Raw genomic sequence first — 15,571 nt, forward strand, 5'->3', positions numbered from 1 at the left:
ACCTCGGAAAAGGCATCAATTTGATTCTCCAAATGAAGTATATTTACAATTATTAAACAATAATCAGGAATTCGCATTAATTAATTGAATCCACCATTTGAGAAAACTGTACTTCAAAAATTTCTATGTTAGAGATACGGTAAATTCAATTTTTACAAAGTAAATAATTATACGGATTATACCAAATCAGGATTTGATTAATTTATGTTTTATGGCATATTTTACAAGGCTTATCGAGTTTTTGGCATCTAATTTTTTCATAATGTTTTTTCGATGTGTTTCTACGGTGTTGACACTAATGAATAATTGATCGCTAATTTCTTTGCCACTCAATTCAAGTGAAATTAAAATGATAATTTCTAATTCTCTTTCGGTTAAAAGTAAGTTTCCTTTCAGTTCGGGTTTGATTAATTTTGGATTGTCCTTCGTAACCGTACTAAATATTTTCTCTCGTACTGCCTTGCAAAAATATTCCTCACCGTTAGTAACCGCCAAAATTGCTTCGATAATATTTTCACCAGCACATTTTTTTGTCAAATAACCGCTACTGCCTAATTTCATGACTTCTTTTATTATTCTCAAATCATCGTGACTGGATAAAATAATAATTTTACAAGGGAATCCTTTTTGAGCAAACTCTTTGATAACCTCAATTCCGTCTTTTTCTGGCATATTTATATCCAGAATTAGAATGTCTGATTTGTTGCGTAGCACTTCATCGTACAAATTAGTGCCATTAATAGAAAACCCTACGACCTCAAATGTAGGATTGGTATGAAGCAAAGTTCTAATTCCATCAATAAGGATTTGATGGTCATCAGCAAGATGAATTCTTATTTTATTTAACATATTAGGATTCTTACTGCCAAATTTATAGAAAATAAATAGCATTTTGGTTTTTTCATAAGGTTTTTATTGTCTTTATTGATAAAGTTTAACTAGTAGGACACAAAAAAACCCGAATTGTTACATTCGGGTTTCCTTCGCACTAATAAACTAAAGTTTATAGGTTTACCTCAATCGATCCACAGATTTTACAAGATCTTCATCCTTTTTGATGGCCTTATTAGCTAAAACTAATAACACGACAACAACTGCAGGTAGAAACATCCCAATACCTTTCTCCGAAACAGCAGGTGTTTCTCCAGATACGTTTAGTGAACGATATACAAACAATCCTAATAAAATCAAATTTAATATGATATTCAATCTGCCAATAACAAATTGATTTTGTCTTTTTTTATAGGAAACAATACTTAATACCGTTAGCGTGGTACTCAAACCTAATAATATAGTATAGACTTGGCTTTGCATGAAATAGTATTCTTGACCTTCGCCCATTGTCCACAATGGAATAAAAAATAGCAAAATGCCAGTAACTACGAAAGCAAGAAGTAAATAAATGGTTTGAATTCTTTGTATCATTTGTTAAATATGTTTTACAAAAATATATTTTCTTTTTTAAAAATACTATTGTCTGATTGAATTTTATTCGTATTATTGCATCATAATTCCGTAAGCACTTCATACTGCGGTTGATTCAATTTAAAGTTTACTACCTATCTTTTACATTATTCCAAAAATTAATTAAACTCATAGAACATTCATGTTTGATATTTCTGCATTAAAAGAAATGAAGCTTTCTGAGCTTCAAGAAATAGCTAAAGCAGCTAAAACCATAAAATTTAACGGTGTAAAAAAAGAGACTTTAATTGGTCAGATAGTAGAGCATCAAATGGCCAACATTGATACTAAAGTAAATACAAAAGCAGAAAGTGATCTGGAAGATGATAAACCTAAAAGAGTTCGCATTGTTCCTGTTAAAAAAGCAGCAATACAGAAAGCGCAGGTAAGTCCTCTATTTGAAACTGAAGAAATTGTTATAGGAGATGCAGTTGCAGTAGAAAATAATGCTCCTGCTGAAGCGCTTACCGTTCAAGAAGAACCACTCGTAATAGTGGAGCCTGGCACTGTAGAGAAAAAAGTAGGAAAGGTGATTAAGTTTAATAAATCAGCTTACGAAAAGAAAATCGCCTTAAAAAAGGATAAAGAAGAAGTAAAGGAAACGACAAAAGAAGACGATGCTGCTGTAGGAATAACTACTGAAGAAAAAGCCGAAGCTGTAGTTCCTACAAAAAAAATAAATCCAAACCAGCTGCACAAGCAGAATCCAAATGGAAATGGAAATCAAAACCCCAATTTTAAAAACAAGAAAAGCAATTTTGCCGCTTCTGATTTTGAATTTGATGGAATTATAGAAAGTGAAGGAGTTCTAGAAATGATGCCTGACGGTTACGGTTTCTTGCGTTCTTCAGATTATAACTATTTGGCTTCGCCAGATGATATTTATTTGTCAACTTCTCAAATTAGATTGTTCGGTCTTAAAACCGGCGATACCGTAAAAGGTGTGGTTCGTCCGCCAAAAGAAGGAGAGAAATTTTTCCCCTTAGTTCGCGTTTTGAAAATAAATGGACACGATCCTCAAGTGGTTCGTGACAGAGTTTCATTCGAACATTTAACACCAGTATTTCCATCAGAAAAATTCAAATTAGCTGAAAAACAAAGCACTATTTCAACAAGAATTATCGATTTGTTTTCACCAATAGGAAAAGGACAACGTGGAATGATTGTGGCTCAGCCTAAAACAGGTAAAACGATGTTGCTTAAGGAAATTGCAAACGCAATTGCGGCAAATCATCCTGAAGTATATTTAATTGTTCTATTAATTGATGAACGGCCAGAGGAGGTTACTGACATGCAACGCAGTGTGCGTGGTGAAGTAATTGCTTCTACCTTTGATAGAGAACCGCAAGAGCATGTTAAAATTGCTAATATTGTTCTTGAAAAAGCAAAACGATTAGTAGAATGCGGTCATGATGTAGTGATTCTATTAGATTCTATTACACGTTTGGCTAGAGCTTATAATACAGTGCAACCTGCTTCAGGAAAAGTATTGAGTGGTGGTGTGGATGCAAATGCATTGCAAAAGCCAAAACGTTTCTTTGGTGCTGCCCGAAATGTAGAAAATGGGGGGTCATTAAGTATAATTGCCACTGCATTAACAGAAACTGGTTCAAAAATGGATGAAGTTATCTTTGAAGAGTTCAAAGGTACTGGTAATATGGAATTGCAATTGGATAGAAAGATTGCTAACAAACGTATTTTTCCAGCTGTCGATTTAACATCTTCAAGCACTAGACGCGATGATATGCTATTGGATCCAAAAACATTGCAACGCATGTGGATTATGCGAAAATACCTTTCGGATATGAATCCAATTGAAGCGATGGATTTCATTAATGATCGTTTTAAGAAAACGAAGAACAATGAAGAGTTTTTAATCTCAATGAATGATTAATACAAAAATTTAAGTTTTTTAGCTTAAGGCTTAAAGTTGGAAAGAAGGTAAGCTAAAAAAATAAGAATACAAAAAAAGTCCTCGAATTTCGAAGACTTTTTTTGTATTCTAGAGTCTAAATCAAAACATTATTCGATTTCTTTTTGTACTCTTTTTTCTTTTTGTTCTGAGCTTTCTTTTCGTTCTAATAAAGCCATATAAAATCCATCAAAACCGGACTCTGAGGCTAGGATTTTTTGATCTTTTACAAAGTTAAATTCCTTACCAATAGCTGTGGTCAAGAAGTGGGCAACCTGTTCTTGATTTTCGGATGGTAATATCGAGCAAGTGGCATAAACTAATTTTCCACCCGGTTTTACAATTTTAGAATAATTTTCTAAAACTTCCGATTGTACTTTACGGATATTATCAATGAATTCTGGTTTTAATTTCCATTTAGCATCTGGATTTCTTTTCAAAACTCCTAAACCACTGCAGGGGGCATCGATTAATACACGGTCTGCTTTTTCATGTAGTTTTTTAATGATTTTTGTCGAATCAATGATGCGGTATTCTATATTGAAAGCGCCGTCTCTTTTGGCTCTAATTTTTAGTTGCTTCAATTTGCTTTCATACAAATCCATAGCAATTAGCTGTCCTTTGTTTTCCATTAAAGCAGCAATATGGAGTGTTTTTCCACCCGCACCTGCACAAGTATCTACAACGCGCATTCCTGGTTTTACATCAAGGAAAGCAGCTACTAATTGAGAGTTGGCATCCTGTACTTCAAAGAAACCTTGTTTAAAAGCATCAGTTAAAAACACATTAGCTCTTTCTTTAAGTACTAAAGCATCAGGTTGATTTTTTAAAGTCTCTGTCTCAATGTTTAAATCCATCAAAATAGCACGTAGCGCTTCTCTGGTAGTTTTAAGTGTATTTACTCTCAGAATTACTTTAGCAGGTTGATTTTGGGCTGTAATTTCAGTCGCCCACACTTTTTCTCCTAATTCTTTAACGCCTAATTCATCCATCCAGTCTGGAATAGATTCTTTTAAGGCTCGCACTTTAGAAAGCTCATCAAAACGGCCTTTAATTTTTCGTTCTGGAGTTCCTTCTAACTGACGCCAATCCGGAATAGGATAGCCTCTTAAAACTGCCCAAACAGAAAACATTCTCCAAAGATTATCTCGGTCAAATGGTTCTTTTACTTCGGCTATTTCTGCGTATAATCTTTTCCAACGTACAATTTCGTAGATGGTTTCAGCAACAAACTTTCTGTCCGAACTTCCCCAACGTTTGTCTTTTTTTAAGGATCTTGCTACTACTTTGTCAGCATATTCACCTTCGTTAAAAATGGCATTTAATGCATCTATTGTTGTGTAAACTAAATTTCTGTGTAATCTCATTTTAAATAATTGAGGTGCAAAGGTACTATTTATTGATTGAATGTTATATTTTAAATAATGAATGTTATTTTTAAATTTTATGACCAAAAAAAAACATCGTATGAATACAATGTTTTTAAGTGATTTTAAACAGAATGATTATTTTATTCTTGTCAAGTCCATCTTCTCTGGTGCATGAAGCACAAGTGGGAATTTTTCAATTTTAACAGAGCTGCTGTCTAAACCAAAAGCTCTTTCTTCGGATAAGCTTAATTTTTTAATTAAGAAGTAGGAGTTCATGATGATTTTCTCATGCCATCTTAAGTCGCTATCGTTAGATAGAAATTTTTCGGATAAAACAAATTTAAAATCGCCAATGATATTGTTTTTATTTAGCGATTCGTATCGACTTGTTATATCAACCTCTCCTTTTTTAACCATATCTTTAATAACTTCTCTAAACATCAAGTTAATTTTAGTGGGCTCTCTAAAACCAAGATTAAAGTCTACACGGTACAAGTCATCTTTTACAATTTCGGTAACTTTATATTCTGCTTTGTAAGGTTCTGTCAATATATTTACGTGAACAAACCAGTATATATCCGCTCTTTTTGGTCTTTTTTGCAAAATAGAATACATTACTTTTTCCTCTATTTCGTCTGCTCTACCAGCATTTGTCATGTATACTAAGTGTGTTGCGTACTTTGGTATACTTAAATCAGCACTTAATTCAACAAGTACTTTTTTATAATCTTCAATTTTAACAATTTTAGTATAACTTTTGTTGATTTGTTTGGCTAAGTACCATGTAGTCATGATGCTGATTAAAGTGATAGCTATAAAAAGAGTTACGTAACCACCTTCAGCAAATTTTGTAATATTGGCAGCTAGAAAACTAAATTCAATTATTAAATAAATCGCAATTAAAGGTATAATAAAGTAAAGTTTCACCCTTTTCATTATCAAATAAAAGTTAAGCAGAATAGTGGTCATTATCATACATAAGATAATAGCCAGACCATAAGCATGTTCCATATTACTGGATTCTTCAAAGTGCAGTACAATTCCAACACAACCAATAAACAATAACCAGTTTATCGAAGGAATGTACAATTGACCTTTTAATTCCGTTGGATATTTGATTTTTACTTTAGGCCAAAAATTCAGTCTCATAGCTTCATTTATCAAAGTAAATGAGCCACTAATCAAGGCTTGTGATGCTATTACAGCAGCAAGAGTTGCTATAATGATTCCTATAGGTTGGAACCAATCCGGCATGATAAGATAAAATGGATTTCCATTTTTTCCACCCAAAGTTTGAAGTGTTTCTCCTTCGTGATGAATTAAATAAGCAGCCTGTCCAAAATAATTAAGCACTAGGGCAGTTTTTACAAAGATCCAGCTAATTCTAATATTTTTACGTCCGCAATGACCCATGTCGGAATATAATGCTTCAGCACCTGTTGTACAAAGGAATACAAATCCTAAAACAAAAAATCCTTCGGGATGAATGGTCAGTAAATGATACGCATAATAAGGATTAACGGCTTTTAAAACCTCAATATTTTGTCCAATTTGTGATAATCCTAGTATGGCGAGCATTCCAAACCAAATTAGCATTATTGGAGCAAAAAACTTCCCAACTAATTTGGTCCCAAATTGCTGGATAGCAAATAGAATAAATAAAATACTAATCACTATTGGAATGGTATTTATTTCGGGATAATAAGTTCTAATTCCTTCTACAGCAGAAGAAACGGAGATAGGAGGTGTAATAATTCCATCGGCTAACAGTGCACTTCCCCCAATGATGGCAGGAACAATCAACCACTTTATTTTAGTTTTTTTGACTAAAGCATACAAAGCAAAAATCCCACCTTCACCATGGTTGTCAGCACTTAATGTGATTAGGACATATTTTATGGTAGTTTGTAAAGTAAGGGTCCAAAAAACGGCAGATACGCCACCCAAAACAACGTCAGCGTTAATAATATGATCGCCTAATATAGCTTTCATTACATATAACGGAGAAGTTCCTATATCACCGTAAATTATTCCTAATGAAATTAATAAACCACCTAATGTTAATTTACTATGCAGGTCTTTGTGCGATGCGCTCATGTACTATTTTTAAAAAACTTGTCAAAAATACACTTTTAAAATAAATTAGAGCTTTTTATCCAATAAAAAAACACGGCTTTAAAGCCGTGTCTTATCTTTTCTAATCTATTTTATTAGGATCTTCTATTATCATTTCTTGAAGAGGAATTCCCACGTTGAGCGTCACTTTTTTGCGGTGCTGACTCTCTTGACGAGTTTCCTCTATTTTGCGACTCTGCTCTTTGTGGCGCAGCTTGTCTGGCCTGATTCATTCTGTTTTGAGAATAATCTCTTGGTGACTCTGCTCTTTGTGGCGCAGCTTGTCTTGGCTGACTCATTCTGTTTTGAGAATAATCCCTTGGAGACTCTGCTCTTTGTGGTGTAGCTTGTCTGGCCTGACTCGTTCTGTTTTGAGAATAATCTCTTGGTGACTCTGCTCTTTGTGGCGCAGCTTGTCTGGCCTGGTTTGTTCTGTTTTGAGAATTATCTCTTGGTGACTCTGCTCTTTGTGGCGCAGTTTGTCTCGACTGACTCGTTCTATTTTGGGAATAATCTCTTGTAGAACCGCTTCGTTGTGGCGCAACTTCTCTGGAAGAATTAGTTCTATTTTGAGAATAATCTCTTGTAGAGCCGCTTCGTTGTGGCGCAACTTCTCTGGAAGAATTAGTTCTATTTTGAGAATTATCTCTTGTAGAGCCGCTTCGTTGTGGCGCAACTTCTCTGGAAGAATTAGTTCTATTTTGTGAATAATCTCGTGAAGAACCGCTTCGTTGTGGCGCAACTTCTCTGGAAGAATTAGTTCTGTTTTGAGAATAATCTCTTGAAGAACCGCCTCTTCTGTTAGCATAGCCAACTTCGTTTCTAGAACCTCTTCTTTGGTCTAATTCGTAACGGTTTACCACATTTGCATTTCTTCTTAAAAAAGAATAATTTGGGTTTTGTCTTTCATAGCCATTGGAGCGTCTTGAATTGTAATAAACTACAGTGCGATCATTTCTTCTATGATTAACATAATTGTAGTAATTATTAATATTTAGATTAATATTGATATTGTTTCTGTATCGGAATACTGGAAAGGGATTCCATGCATAATAATAAGAGGGATAATAATTCCAATTCCAAGAGGAATAGTAAGGACGGTAATTAGTGGACCAAAAAGAAGCGTAAATTACAGGAGTACTGTAATATACTGGCTCATAAATATAGTTTTCTCCATACATAAAAACGTCACCAACTACTTGTACATGAATTTTGTTGTTTCGGTCTTTTTCTACATCAATTGTAGCAACATCTTGATAAACATCATCATCAAGAACGGATTGAACGATGATTAAATGTGTTCTGTTTTCTACTGTTTCAATCACCCGTAAGTAATCAACTTGGTTGTCGTTGTTTAAATCCAAATTAGATATTTGCAAATCAGGATCATTCAGTCTTCTTTCAAAATCCTGTAGGTCTCTAGAATCGCCAAAAATAGAAGCAACAGCTCTCAAGTCAAGATTGTCACTGATTTCGGCATTCATAGCATTTACTGATGTTCTATTTTGCGCTTGTATCTGCGTTGCGAAAACAGTAGTCAATAGACTCAATAATAGTAGTTTCGTTTTCATAATTAATTGGATTAAATTTCCCTTTTTTTTCAATATCCAATTACTGTGCCAATTAATTTGGGTACTTTATTGCATTTCTATTAATAGTTGTAAATTAGCAGTAAAATGTACTAAAAATGAAAAATATTTTACTGTCTTTGTTGGTTTTAGTAGTTGCTGTGTCTTGTAAAACAAGTATTTATAAGTCTGAAAGAATAGAAGAAACTAATTTTCAGTCTGCTGTAATAGACACTTTATTTCAGGATAAAATAAGTATTAGAGCGATTCAAATTGATAAAAATAAAATTTGGTACGCTGCAGATAAAGGAAGATATGGTTTTTATAATTTGGATTCTAATCAAAAGATTGAAAATAGAATCAGCAAGGATTCACTAAATCTTGAATTTAGAAGTATTGCTCAAACAATAGAACATGTTTTTATTTTAAATGTAGCCAACCCTGCACTTCTTTATCGGGTTTCCAAAGCGGGTTTGAGCACGCAGTTAGTTTACCAAGAAAGCCACCAAAAAGTGTTTTATGATAGCATGCAATTTTGGGATAACCATGAAGGAATTGCAATGGGTGATCCAATTGAGAACTGTCTCAATATTATTGTAACAAGGGATGGTGGCAATTCATGGAATAAAATATCATGCGAAAAACTACCAAAAGTGTCAGATGGGGAAGCAGCTTTTGCTGCAAGCAACACTAATATTGTTATAAAAGATAATAACACTTGGCTTGTTTCAGGTGGTAAAAAAACGCGAGTTTTTTATTCTCCTGATAGAGGTGAAAGTTGGTCTGTTTATGAAACTCCAATTGTACAAGGCAAAACTATGACAGGAATTTTTACAGCTGATTTTTACGACTCAAATATAGGGATGGTTACTGGAGGTGATTATGAGGTTAGGAACCAAAATTTTTCTAATAAAGCAAGGACAACAAATGGAGGAAAAACATGGGAGCTTGTCTCTGAAAATCAAGGTTTTGGCTATGCGTCTTGTGTGCAGTATGTGCCCAAAAGCAGCGGAAAATCACTTGTTACTGTGGGAACTTCTGGAATATATTATTCCTCAGACAGCGGTACTATATGGAAGCTATTGTCTACGGATTCCAGCCTAAATACAATACGTTTCCTTGATGACAAAACTGCGATTGCAGCGGGACAGAATAAAATGATTCGCATCCGTTTTAAATAAAAAAACACCTTAAACTGTAGCAAATTAGCCGGAAGTTTAAGGTGTTTTTATTGAACTAATAATAAGTGAAATTTTATTTTCTGGAGCCTTTATTTCTATATTGTTGCAGTAATTTTCTATTAAAATCTTCCTCTGCTTTTTTAAGTTTAACTATTTTTACTGCAGGTAAAATTTTCTTCACATTCTGCATGAATTTCTTTCTTAATAAAAAGAGTTCTTCCTCCGTATCTTCTATTTGTGCTAAGAAAGTATTAGCTTCTTTTTCCGTTATTTGGTCTAAGGAGCCATCATTCATTCTTCTCATGTAGGTTTTCATTTTTTGATGTCTCAATTCAAATTGTTTGTCATCAAAGGTGTTATAGATTGGCCAGAATCTCTCTGCTTCATTTGTGGTGAAGTCTAATTCCGTTGTGAAAAAAGCGGCTTTTAACGCTTTAATCTGTTCTTTTTTATCTTTCATACTTTCGCCTTGAGCAAAAAAGTTAAAGGAAACGAAGAATACTAGTATTGGTAATAATTTTTTTAATGTCATTTTTATTTTTTTAAATTTTATCTTTTAGTGAAAACTTTAAAAACTCATTTAATCTAAAATGAGATTTTCTAAATTTGAGTTTGTTGATAAATGATCTTCAATGGTTTCGTCTTCTAGAACGATGCTACTATTGATTTTTTCAATATCTTCCGTCTCTAGTCCATTTATTAGGTCATATTGGTTTACATTAGACTGATAAGTAATGTAATTTTCTATGGCAACGGTATCTAATTCTTTTGTATTTGACTCAGTGGGGCTTAGAATTGGAATCAATAAGGCAAAAATTAAAACGGCAGCAGTACTTAACATAATTAACAATTTTCTTTTTTGAAAAATAGAAATTACTTTTGGCTCGCTTACTGGCAATTGCTCCATCATTTTGATCGAAAAATTTTCAAAATAGTGATCGGGTATCTTAAATCCGGGTTCAATTTTAGGATCGTTTTCTAATTTAAATGTTTTCATATTCTTTTAGACAGTGTTATTACAAAAAGGTTTAATTAGTGGTTACAAATGCTTCTATTTTTTTTACTGCAATGTGATAGGATGCTTTTAATCCACCCACTGAGGTTCCTAGTATTTCAGAAATAGCTTCATACTTGAGTTCTTCAAAATATTTCATTTTAAAAATTAGCTGCTGTTTTTCAGGGAGTAAAGCAATCGCTTTTTGTAATTTTATTTGAATTTCATTTCCATCAAAAAAAACATCGGCTTCTAGATTATCGATTGCTTTATTTTGTATTGTTTCTGATGAAACTCCACTTCTTTTTGATTTTTGTTTTAAAAATGTCAAGGCCTCATTGGTAGCAATGCGATACATCCACGAAAAGAGTTTACTGTCTCCTTTGAAATTTTTTAAATTTTGAAATATTTTAATAAAAGTATTTTGCAACACATCATCTGTATCGTCGTGATTCAAAACGATATTTCTAATTTGATTGTAAAGGGGTCTTTGATAATCCAATATCAACTTCTGAAACGCTTGGTTTTGCGTTTTAGAGTTTAATAACTGATTTATAAATTCCTGTTCTTCTTGCAAAATTGTTTTTTATAGATGAGAATAGAATTTATTAAAAAGGTTTAATCGTTTCCTATTAGTTTTAAAATTCAGATTGCTCTTCCTCTTTGTTGATAACAGGTGCAGGAACTTTTACAGCTTCTACTTTTTTAATTGGAGCAGGAATATAAGTGCTGACAGGAATCACTTTTGGTTTTATCGGGTAATAAATTTCAGTGACCCATCTCGATGGATTCTTAATTTCGGATCTGCTGATTTTGAAGATTTCTAAATGTGAAAATGTAGGATCGACTATTATTTTATTAGAATTAATGAATCCCATTGCTTTATCCATCGCTTTTTTCGTGTGGGAATAATCACCAGTTAACGTTGTTTTTACAGCCTCAAAGCCCTCCAGTTTTCCAGTTAAGATGTCACTGCCTGAACTTGTCAAAATTTGACTTTTTATAGGTACACAAAAAGAGATTCTAGCCAGTCCATTGGCTAAGGCATAAGTATGATAAAGTAAAAATGGTTTCCCGTTGCGCTCGATATCGTTTTTATTACAGAAATCAATTATCTTGAAAAATACGATCCTTGAATTTTTGGTAACTTTAGAAAGTTTGCTTGTAAAGGTTTGTTTTAAGTAATAAGTAGGTGCAATTTTTGTTAAGCCATCTACTTTTACTTTGTACGTGTTTATTTCAAAATCAAGAGTTTTGTCTAGCTTGGACAAACTTTTTTCATACATGACCCCAATGATTTTATCCATACCACCGTTAAAGGCAGTATACACTTTCATAGAAAAACTCATTTTCCCGATAGTCTTCCATGTTACTTTTGTGCCGCCTACCGTATCCTTGAAAGTCCAAAACACCGCTGATGAACTTCCATTGTAGTCCATTTTTTGTGAAATACTGTCGTTTTCCTTTACAAAAATAGTTTTCATATTTCCAGAGCCGTCTTTTCCTTTCCAAGAATAATAGGCACCTACTCCAATTGTTTTTTGTGGATAAGTAATTTTTATTTCAGGATCTTCAGTAATCCATGAACCAAAATCTTTCCAGTTTTTGAAATCATTTACAAAATTATAAACGTTCGATTTTGGAGAATTTATGATTTGACTTCTTTCTACGGTAAAATCTCCTTTTTGAGTAGCTACAAAAATGGATAGGGCTACAAAACTAAGCAGTAGTAAAAGAAATAAATATTTTAAAATCCTCATAATACACGGGTTTATTAATTTCTGTAAAGTTAAAAATTTAATTTATAAGTCACTGAAAGTGTTAAATAAATATATATGTCTTTTTTTGTGAAAAAGGGACAATATAATTCAATTGTTTTTTGTTCAACTAGATTTGAATGGCAAGTTATAATCTATTTTAATTATAAGGGTTTTTTTAAGGGCATAATGTTTAGAATTTTATTCCGTTATTTTTAAGTAAATGATATTCAATAATTTAGGATATAAATAGGAGTGAGGATTAGATTTGAATTTACAAAAGGTCCTGAAATAAAAAAGTCCACGATAAAGTGGACATTATTATTTATTTATTGCAAACTACCGTTTAAAGAATATCTTTATCAAGAACAATATCCCAATAAAAACTCCAAATCCTATTAATATTTTATAATTGCCTTTATAAAATATTCTGTGCAACGCTAAATCTTTTCGGTAGGCGTATACCATCGCAATGACAAACGCAATAAAAAAAAGTCCTGCAAATACTAATTGTCCCTGACTAAACATAATTAAAATATTTTTTTGACAAATTTAGTTATTTGTTTAATAATAGTTTGCTAATTTGTATTTTCATTTGATAAAAATACTAAAGATGCAAAAACAAATTAATGCCGTAAAAGAATTTCATTCTACGTTCAAAATTGATTTTAATGAAAGTCCTACAGCCAATTTAGGAGAGCGTAAGCATGAACTTCGTTATAATTTAATGAAGGAAGAAAATGAGGAGTATCTAGAAGCGGTTCAAAATAATGATTTAACAGAAATAGCAGATGCTTTAGGAGATATGATATATATTCTCTGCGGAACAATTATAGAGCATGGCTTACAGGATAAAATAGAGGCCGTATTTGATGAAATTCAGCGCAGTAACATGAGTAAATTAGACGAAAATGGAAACCCTATTTATCGGGAAGATGGAAAAGTATTAAAAGGGCCAAATTACTTTAAACCGGATTTTTCAATTATTCTTAAATAGGATTTACTAAGCCCTCTAGACGATAGGTAGTCCTGTAGAAAACAATAAAGGCGATTTTACAAATTAAAATCGCCTTTATGTAAAGATAAAATCTAAAAATTATATTTTAACGGTCCATCCAAAAGTGTCTTTTTCTAACTTATTTTGAATATTGGTCAATTTGTCTTTGAGTTGTATTGCTACTGATTTTTCAATTTTTGGCAATTCAAAATAGACATCTTGATAAGAGAATCCCGAGATTGGACTAACTACGGCAGCTGTTCCAGCTCCAAAAATTTCTTTTAAAGTTCCATTTTTAGCTGCTTCAACTAGTTCAGAAACTAAAACTGGACGAATCTCCACCTCTATTCCTTCACTTTTAGCCAGGTCGACCAGTGTTTTTCTGGTTACCCCATCCAAAATTCGTTCACTTACTGGAGCAGTAAGTAAGGTATCGTTTATTCTAAAGAAAACATTCATTGTTCCAGCTTCTTCAAGTTTGGTATGCGTGGCGTCATCCGTCCAAATAACCTGCTGAAAACCGGCTGCATTAGCTAATACAGTAGGGTAGAACTGAGCCCCATAGTTCCCCGCTGCTTTTGCCGCCCCAATTCCTCCATTTGCAGCTCTACTGAAATGTTCTGCAATAAGTACTTTTACATCACCAGAATAATACGATGTCACTGGAGATAAAATGATCATAAATTTATAATCATTAGATGGGTTAGCAATTACGCCCGTTCCAGTTGCAATCATAAAAGGTCTGATGTACATCGCATTTCCTTTTCCTTTTTTTATCCAAGCCTCATCCAACTGTAGTAATTGATGTAGCCCATTCATGAATATTTCTTCAGGAACCTCTGGCATAGCCATTCTAACCGCTGATTTATTGAAACGATTGTAGTTTTCATCAGGTCTAAAAAGCCAAACAGCATCATCAGTATCCTTATAAGCTTTCATTCCTTCAAAAATCGCTTGTCCATAATGAAATACTCTGGTTGATGGGTCTAACAAAAAAGGAGCGTAGGGCTTAATGACTGGTTTTTGCCATTCCCCATTTGTAAAATCACATTCAAATAAATGATCCGTAAAAACGGAACCGAAGCTTAAGTTGTCAAAATTCACTTCCTTTATTTTTGAAGTAAGAGATTTTATAATCTCAATTTTGTTAGTTTGAGTTGTACTCATAGTATTGTATTGTTTTTTGTTTTTTTTAAAGTTATAATACAAAGCTTAAAAAGATAGCGATTCCATCTCTTGGACTTTAATATTTGCAAAATTAAATAAAAATCAGCAAATTACTTATCAAAACTACATTAATTATAGCGTTTAACTAACATTTGTTTACGTTTTTGAAAATCAAAAAAAAACAAGCATAATTCTAGTGATTATATAAAAAATCGCAGTTTTTAAGTGGTAAAGGCAATAGTTTTGATTAAATTTGAGCGGTTTTATATTATATAAAGCAGTATAACCTAGCATATAATTGTGAAAAGAGAAATAATTCAGACCCTTGACGGCTCTACAACGATCCATTTAACCGAATGGGACGAATGTTATCATTCAAAGCATGGCGCAATTCAAGAAGCGCAACATGTTTTTATTAAAAATGGCCTTTCCCTATTTCAAAATCAAAAAGTTGCTATACTCGAAATAGGATTTGGTACTGCTTTAAATGCTTTTATCACGCTTTTAGAAGCCAAAAAAATGCAGCAGACCATAGATTACGTAGGGGTAGAAGCCTATCCAATTTCTGCAGAAGAAGTCTTAAAGATGAATTACGTATCTGAGTTGAATGCAGATCAGGAAAGTACGCTTTTCGATACAATTCATGAAAGCAATTGGGGAGAAAAAGTACTTTTACATGATGGTTTTACACTAACCAAACGGAAGCAATTTTTTGAAGAAATTAATGATGACAATACGTACGATTTAATCTATTTTGATGCTTTTGGATATAGAGTCCAACCAGAATTGTGGAGTACAGAAATTTTTAGAAAAATGTTTAAAGCGCTTAAAAATAATGGAGTACTGGTTACTTATGCTGCAAGAGGTGTTGTTAAAAGAAGCATGATCGAAGTAGGATTTACTGTTGAAAAACTGGCGGGACCTCCTGGAAAAAGAGAAATGTTCCGTGCTCGCAAGGGCTAAGAGACGTTTTAATTAGATTATTTTAATAGTTTGGTCTAGTTTTATAGCGTAAAATAAAAAACCAAAAACTACGTTAAATAATA

General features: G+C 32.9%; 14 protein-coding genes. 4 read left to right on the top strand and 10 right to left on the bottom strand.

Going from position 1 to position 15,571, the window contains the following annotated elements; genetic code table 11:
* Positions 1 to 186: 186 nt before the first annotated feature.
* Both BUC11_RS13725 and BUC11_RS13730 read right to left on the bottom strand, forming a co-directional pair.
* Positions 187 to 849 (bottom strand): response regulator, encoded by a 663-nt coding sequence (locus BUC11_RS13725; RefSeq protein ID WP_073354974.1) that lies wholly within the window; start codon positions 847 to 849, stop codon positions 187 to 189.
* A gap of 162 nt (positions 850 to 1,011) precedes the next feature.
* Positions 1,012 to 1,425 carry a DUF4293 domain-containing protein gene (locus BUC11_RS13730; protein ID WP_073354977.1) on the bottom strand — a complete coding sequence of 138 codons (414 nt, stop codon included), beginning with the start codon at positions 1,423 to 1,425 and terminating at the stop codon, positions 1,012 to 1,014.
* A 181-nt stretch (positions 1,426 to 1,606) separates the two neighbouring features.
* Here BUC11_RS13730 and rho point away from each other — a divergent pair, with 181 nt between their 5' ends.
* On the top strand, positions 1,607 to 3,358 hold the full coding sequence (rho, locus tag BUC11_RS13735) for a transcription termination factor Rho (protein ID WP_073354980.1): 1,752 nt from the start codon (positions 1,607 to 1,609) through the stop codon (positions 3,356 to 3,358).
* A gap of 128 nt (positions 3,359 to 3,486) precedes the next feature.
* Here rho and BUC11_RS13740 read toward each other — a convergent pair whose 3' ends face one another.
* The 3 genes from BUC11_RS13740 to BUC11_RS13750 form a co-directional block, all read right to left on the bottom strand.
* Positions 3,487 to 4,743 carry an RsmB/NOP family class I SAM-dependent RNA methyltransferase gene (locus BUC11_RS13740; RefSeq protein WP_066078406.1) on the bottom strand — a complete coding sequence of 419 codons (1,257 nt, stop codon included), beginning with the start codon at positions 4,741 to 4,743 and terminating at the stop codon, positions 3,487 to 3,489.
* A gap of 138 nt (positions 4,744 to 4,881) precedes the next feature.
* Positions 4,882 to 6,843, bottom strand: coding sequence for a KUP/HAK/KT family potassium transporter (locus BUC11_RS13745; protein WP_073354982.1), 1,962 nt, complete (start codon positions 6,841 to 6,843; stop codon positions 4,882 to 4,884).
* Positions 6,844 to 6,956: 113 nt separating this feature from the next.
* Complete coding sequence (locus BUC11_RS13750; RefSeq protein ID WP_073354984.1) at positions 6,957 to 8,432, bottom strand: hypothetical protein; 1,476 nt, start codon at positions 8,430 to 8,432, stop codon at positions 6,957 to 6,959.
* Positions 8,433 to 8,548: 116 nt separating this feature from the next.
* Here BUC11_RS13750 and BUC11_RS13755 point away from each other — a divergent pair, with 116 nt between their 5' ends.
* Positions 8,549 to 9,610, top strand: a complete 1,062-nt coding sequence (locus BUC11_RS13755; protein WP_073354986.1) for a WD40/YVTN/BNR-like repeat-containing protein — start codon at positions 8,549 to 8,551, stop codon at positions 9,608 to 9,610.
* Positions 9,611 to 9,683: 73 nt separating this feature from the next.
* Here the strand turns inward: BUC11_RS13755 and BUC11_RS13760 are convergent, their stop codons facing one another.
* The 4 genes from BUC11_RS13760 to BUC11_RS13775 form a co-directional block, all read right to left on the bottom strand.
* Positions 9,684 to 10,142, bottom strand: coding sequence for a sensor of ECF-type sigma factor (locus BUC11_RS13760; RefSeq protein WP_073354987.1), 459 nt, complete (start codon positions 10,140 to 10,142; stop codon positions 9,684 to 9,686).
* Positions 10,143 to 10,190: 48 nt separating this feature from the next.
* On the bottom strand, positions 10,191 to 10,607 hold the full coding sequence (locus BUC11_RS13765; protein WP_073354989.1) for a hypothetical protein: 417 nt from the start codon (positions 10,605 to 10,607) through the stop codon (positions 10,191 to 10,193).
* 31 nt (positions 10,608 to 10,638) lie between these two features.
* On the bottom strand, positions 10,639 to 11,181 hold the full coding sequence (locus tag BUC11_RS13770; RefSeq protein ID WP_073354990.1) for an RNA polymerase sigma factor: 543 nt from the start codon (positions 11,179 to 11,181) through the stop codon (positions 10,639 to 10,641).
* A 61-nt stretch (positions 11,182 to 11,242) separates the two neighbouring features.
* Positions 11,243 to 12,364 carry an SRPBCC family protein gene (locus BUC11_RS13775; RefSeq protein ID WP_073354992.1) on the bottom strand — a complete coding sequence of 374 codons (1,122 nt, stop codon included), beginning with the start codon at positions 12,362 to 12,364 and terminating at the stop codon, positions 11,243 to 11,245.
* A gap of 610 nt (positions 12,365 to 12,974) precedes the next feature.
* Here BUC11_RS13775 and BUC11_RS13785 point away from each other — a divergent pair.
* On the top strand, positions 12,975 to 13,358 hold the full coding sequence (locus BUC11_RS13785) for a pyrophosphohydrolase domain-containing protein (protein WP_073354995.1): 384 nt from the start codon (positions 12,975 to 12,977) through the stop codon (positions 13,356 to 13,358).
* A gap of 99 nt (positions 13,359 to 13,457) precedes the next feature.
* Here the strand turns inward: BUC11_RS13785 and BUC11_RS13790 are convergent, their stop codons facing one another.
* Entirely contained in the window at positions 13,458 to 14,525 is a 1,068-nt protein-coding gene (locus tag BUC11_RS13790) for a branched-chain amino acid aminotransferase (protein ID WP_073354996.1), read from the bottom strand.
* A gap of 300 nt (positions 14,526 to 14,825) precedes the next feature.
* Between BUC11_RS13790 and mnmD the strand changes: the two genes are divergently transcribed.
* Entirely contained in the window at positions 14,826 to 15,488 is a 663-nt protein-coding gene (gene mnmD / locus BUC11_RS13795) for a tRNA (5-methylaminomethyl-2-thiouridine)(34)-methyltransferase MnmC2 (protein ID WP_073354998.1), read from the top strand.
* Positions 15,489 to 15,571: the final 83 nt, after the last annotated feature.

It is taken from the genome of Flavobacterium xanthum (genome assembly GCF_900142695.1).
GTDB lineage: Bacteria > Bacteroidota > Bacteroidia > Flavobacteriales > Flavobacteriaceae > Flavobacterium > Flavobacterium xanthum.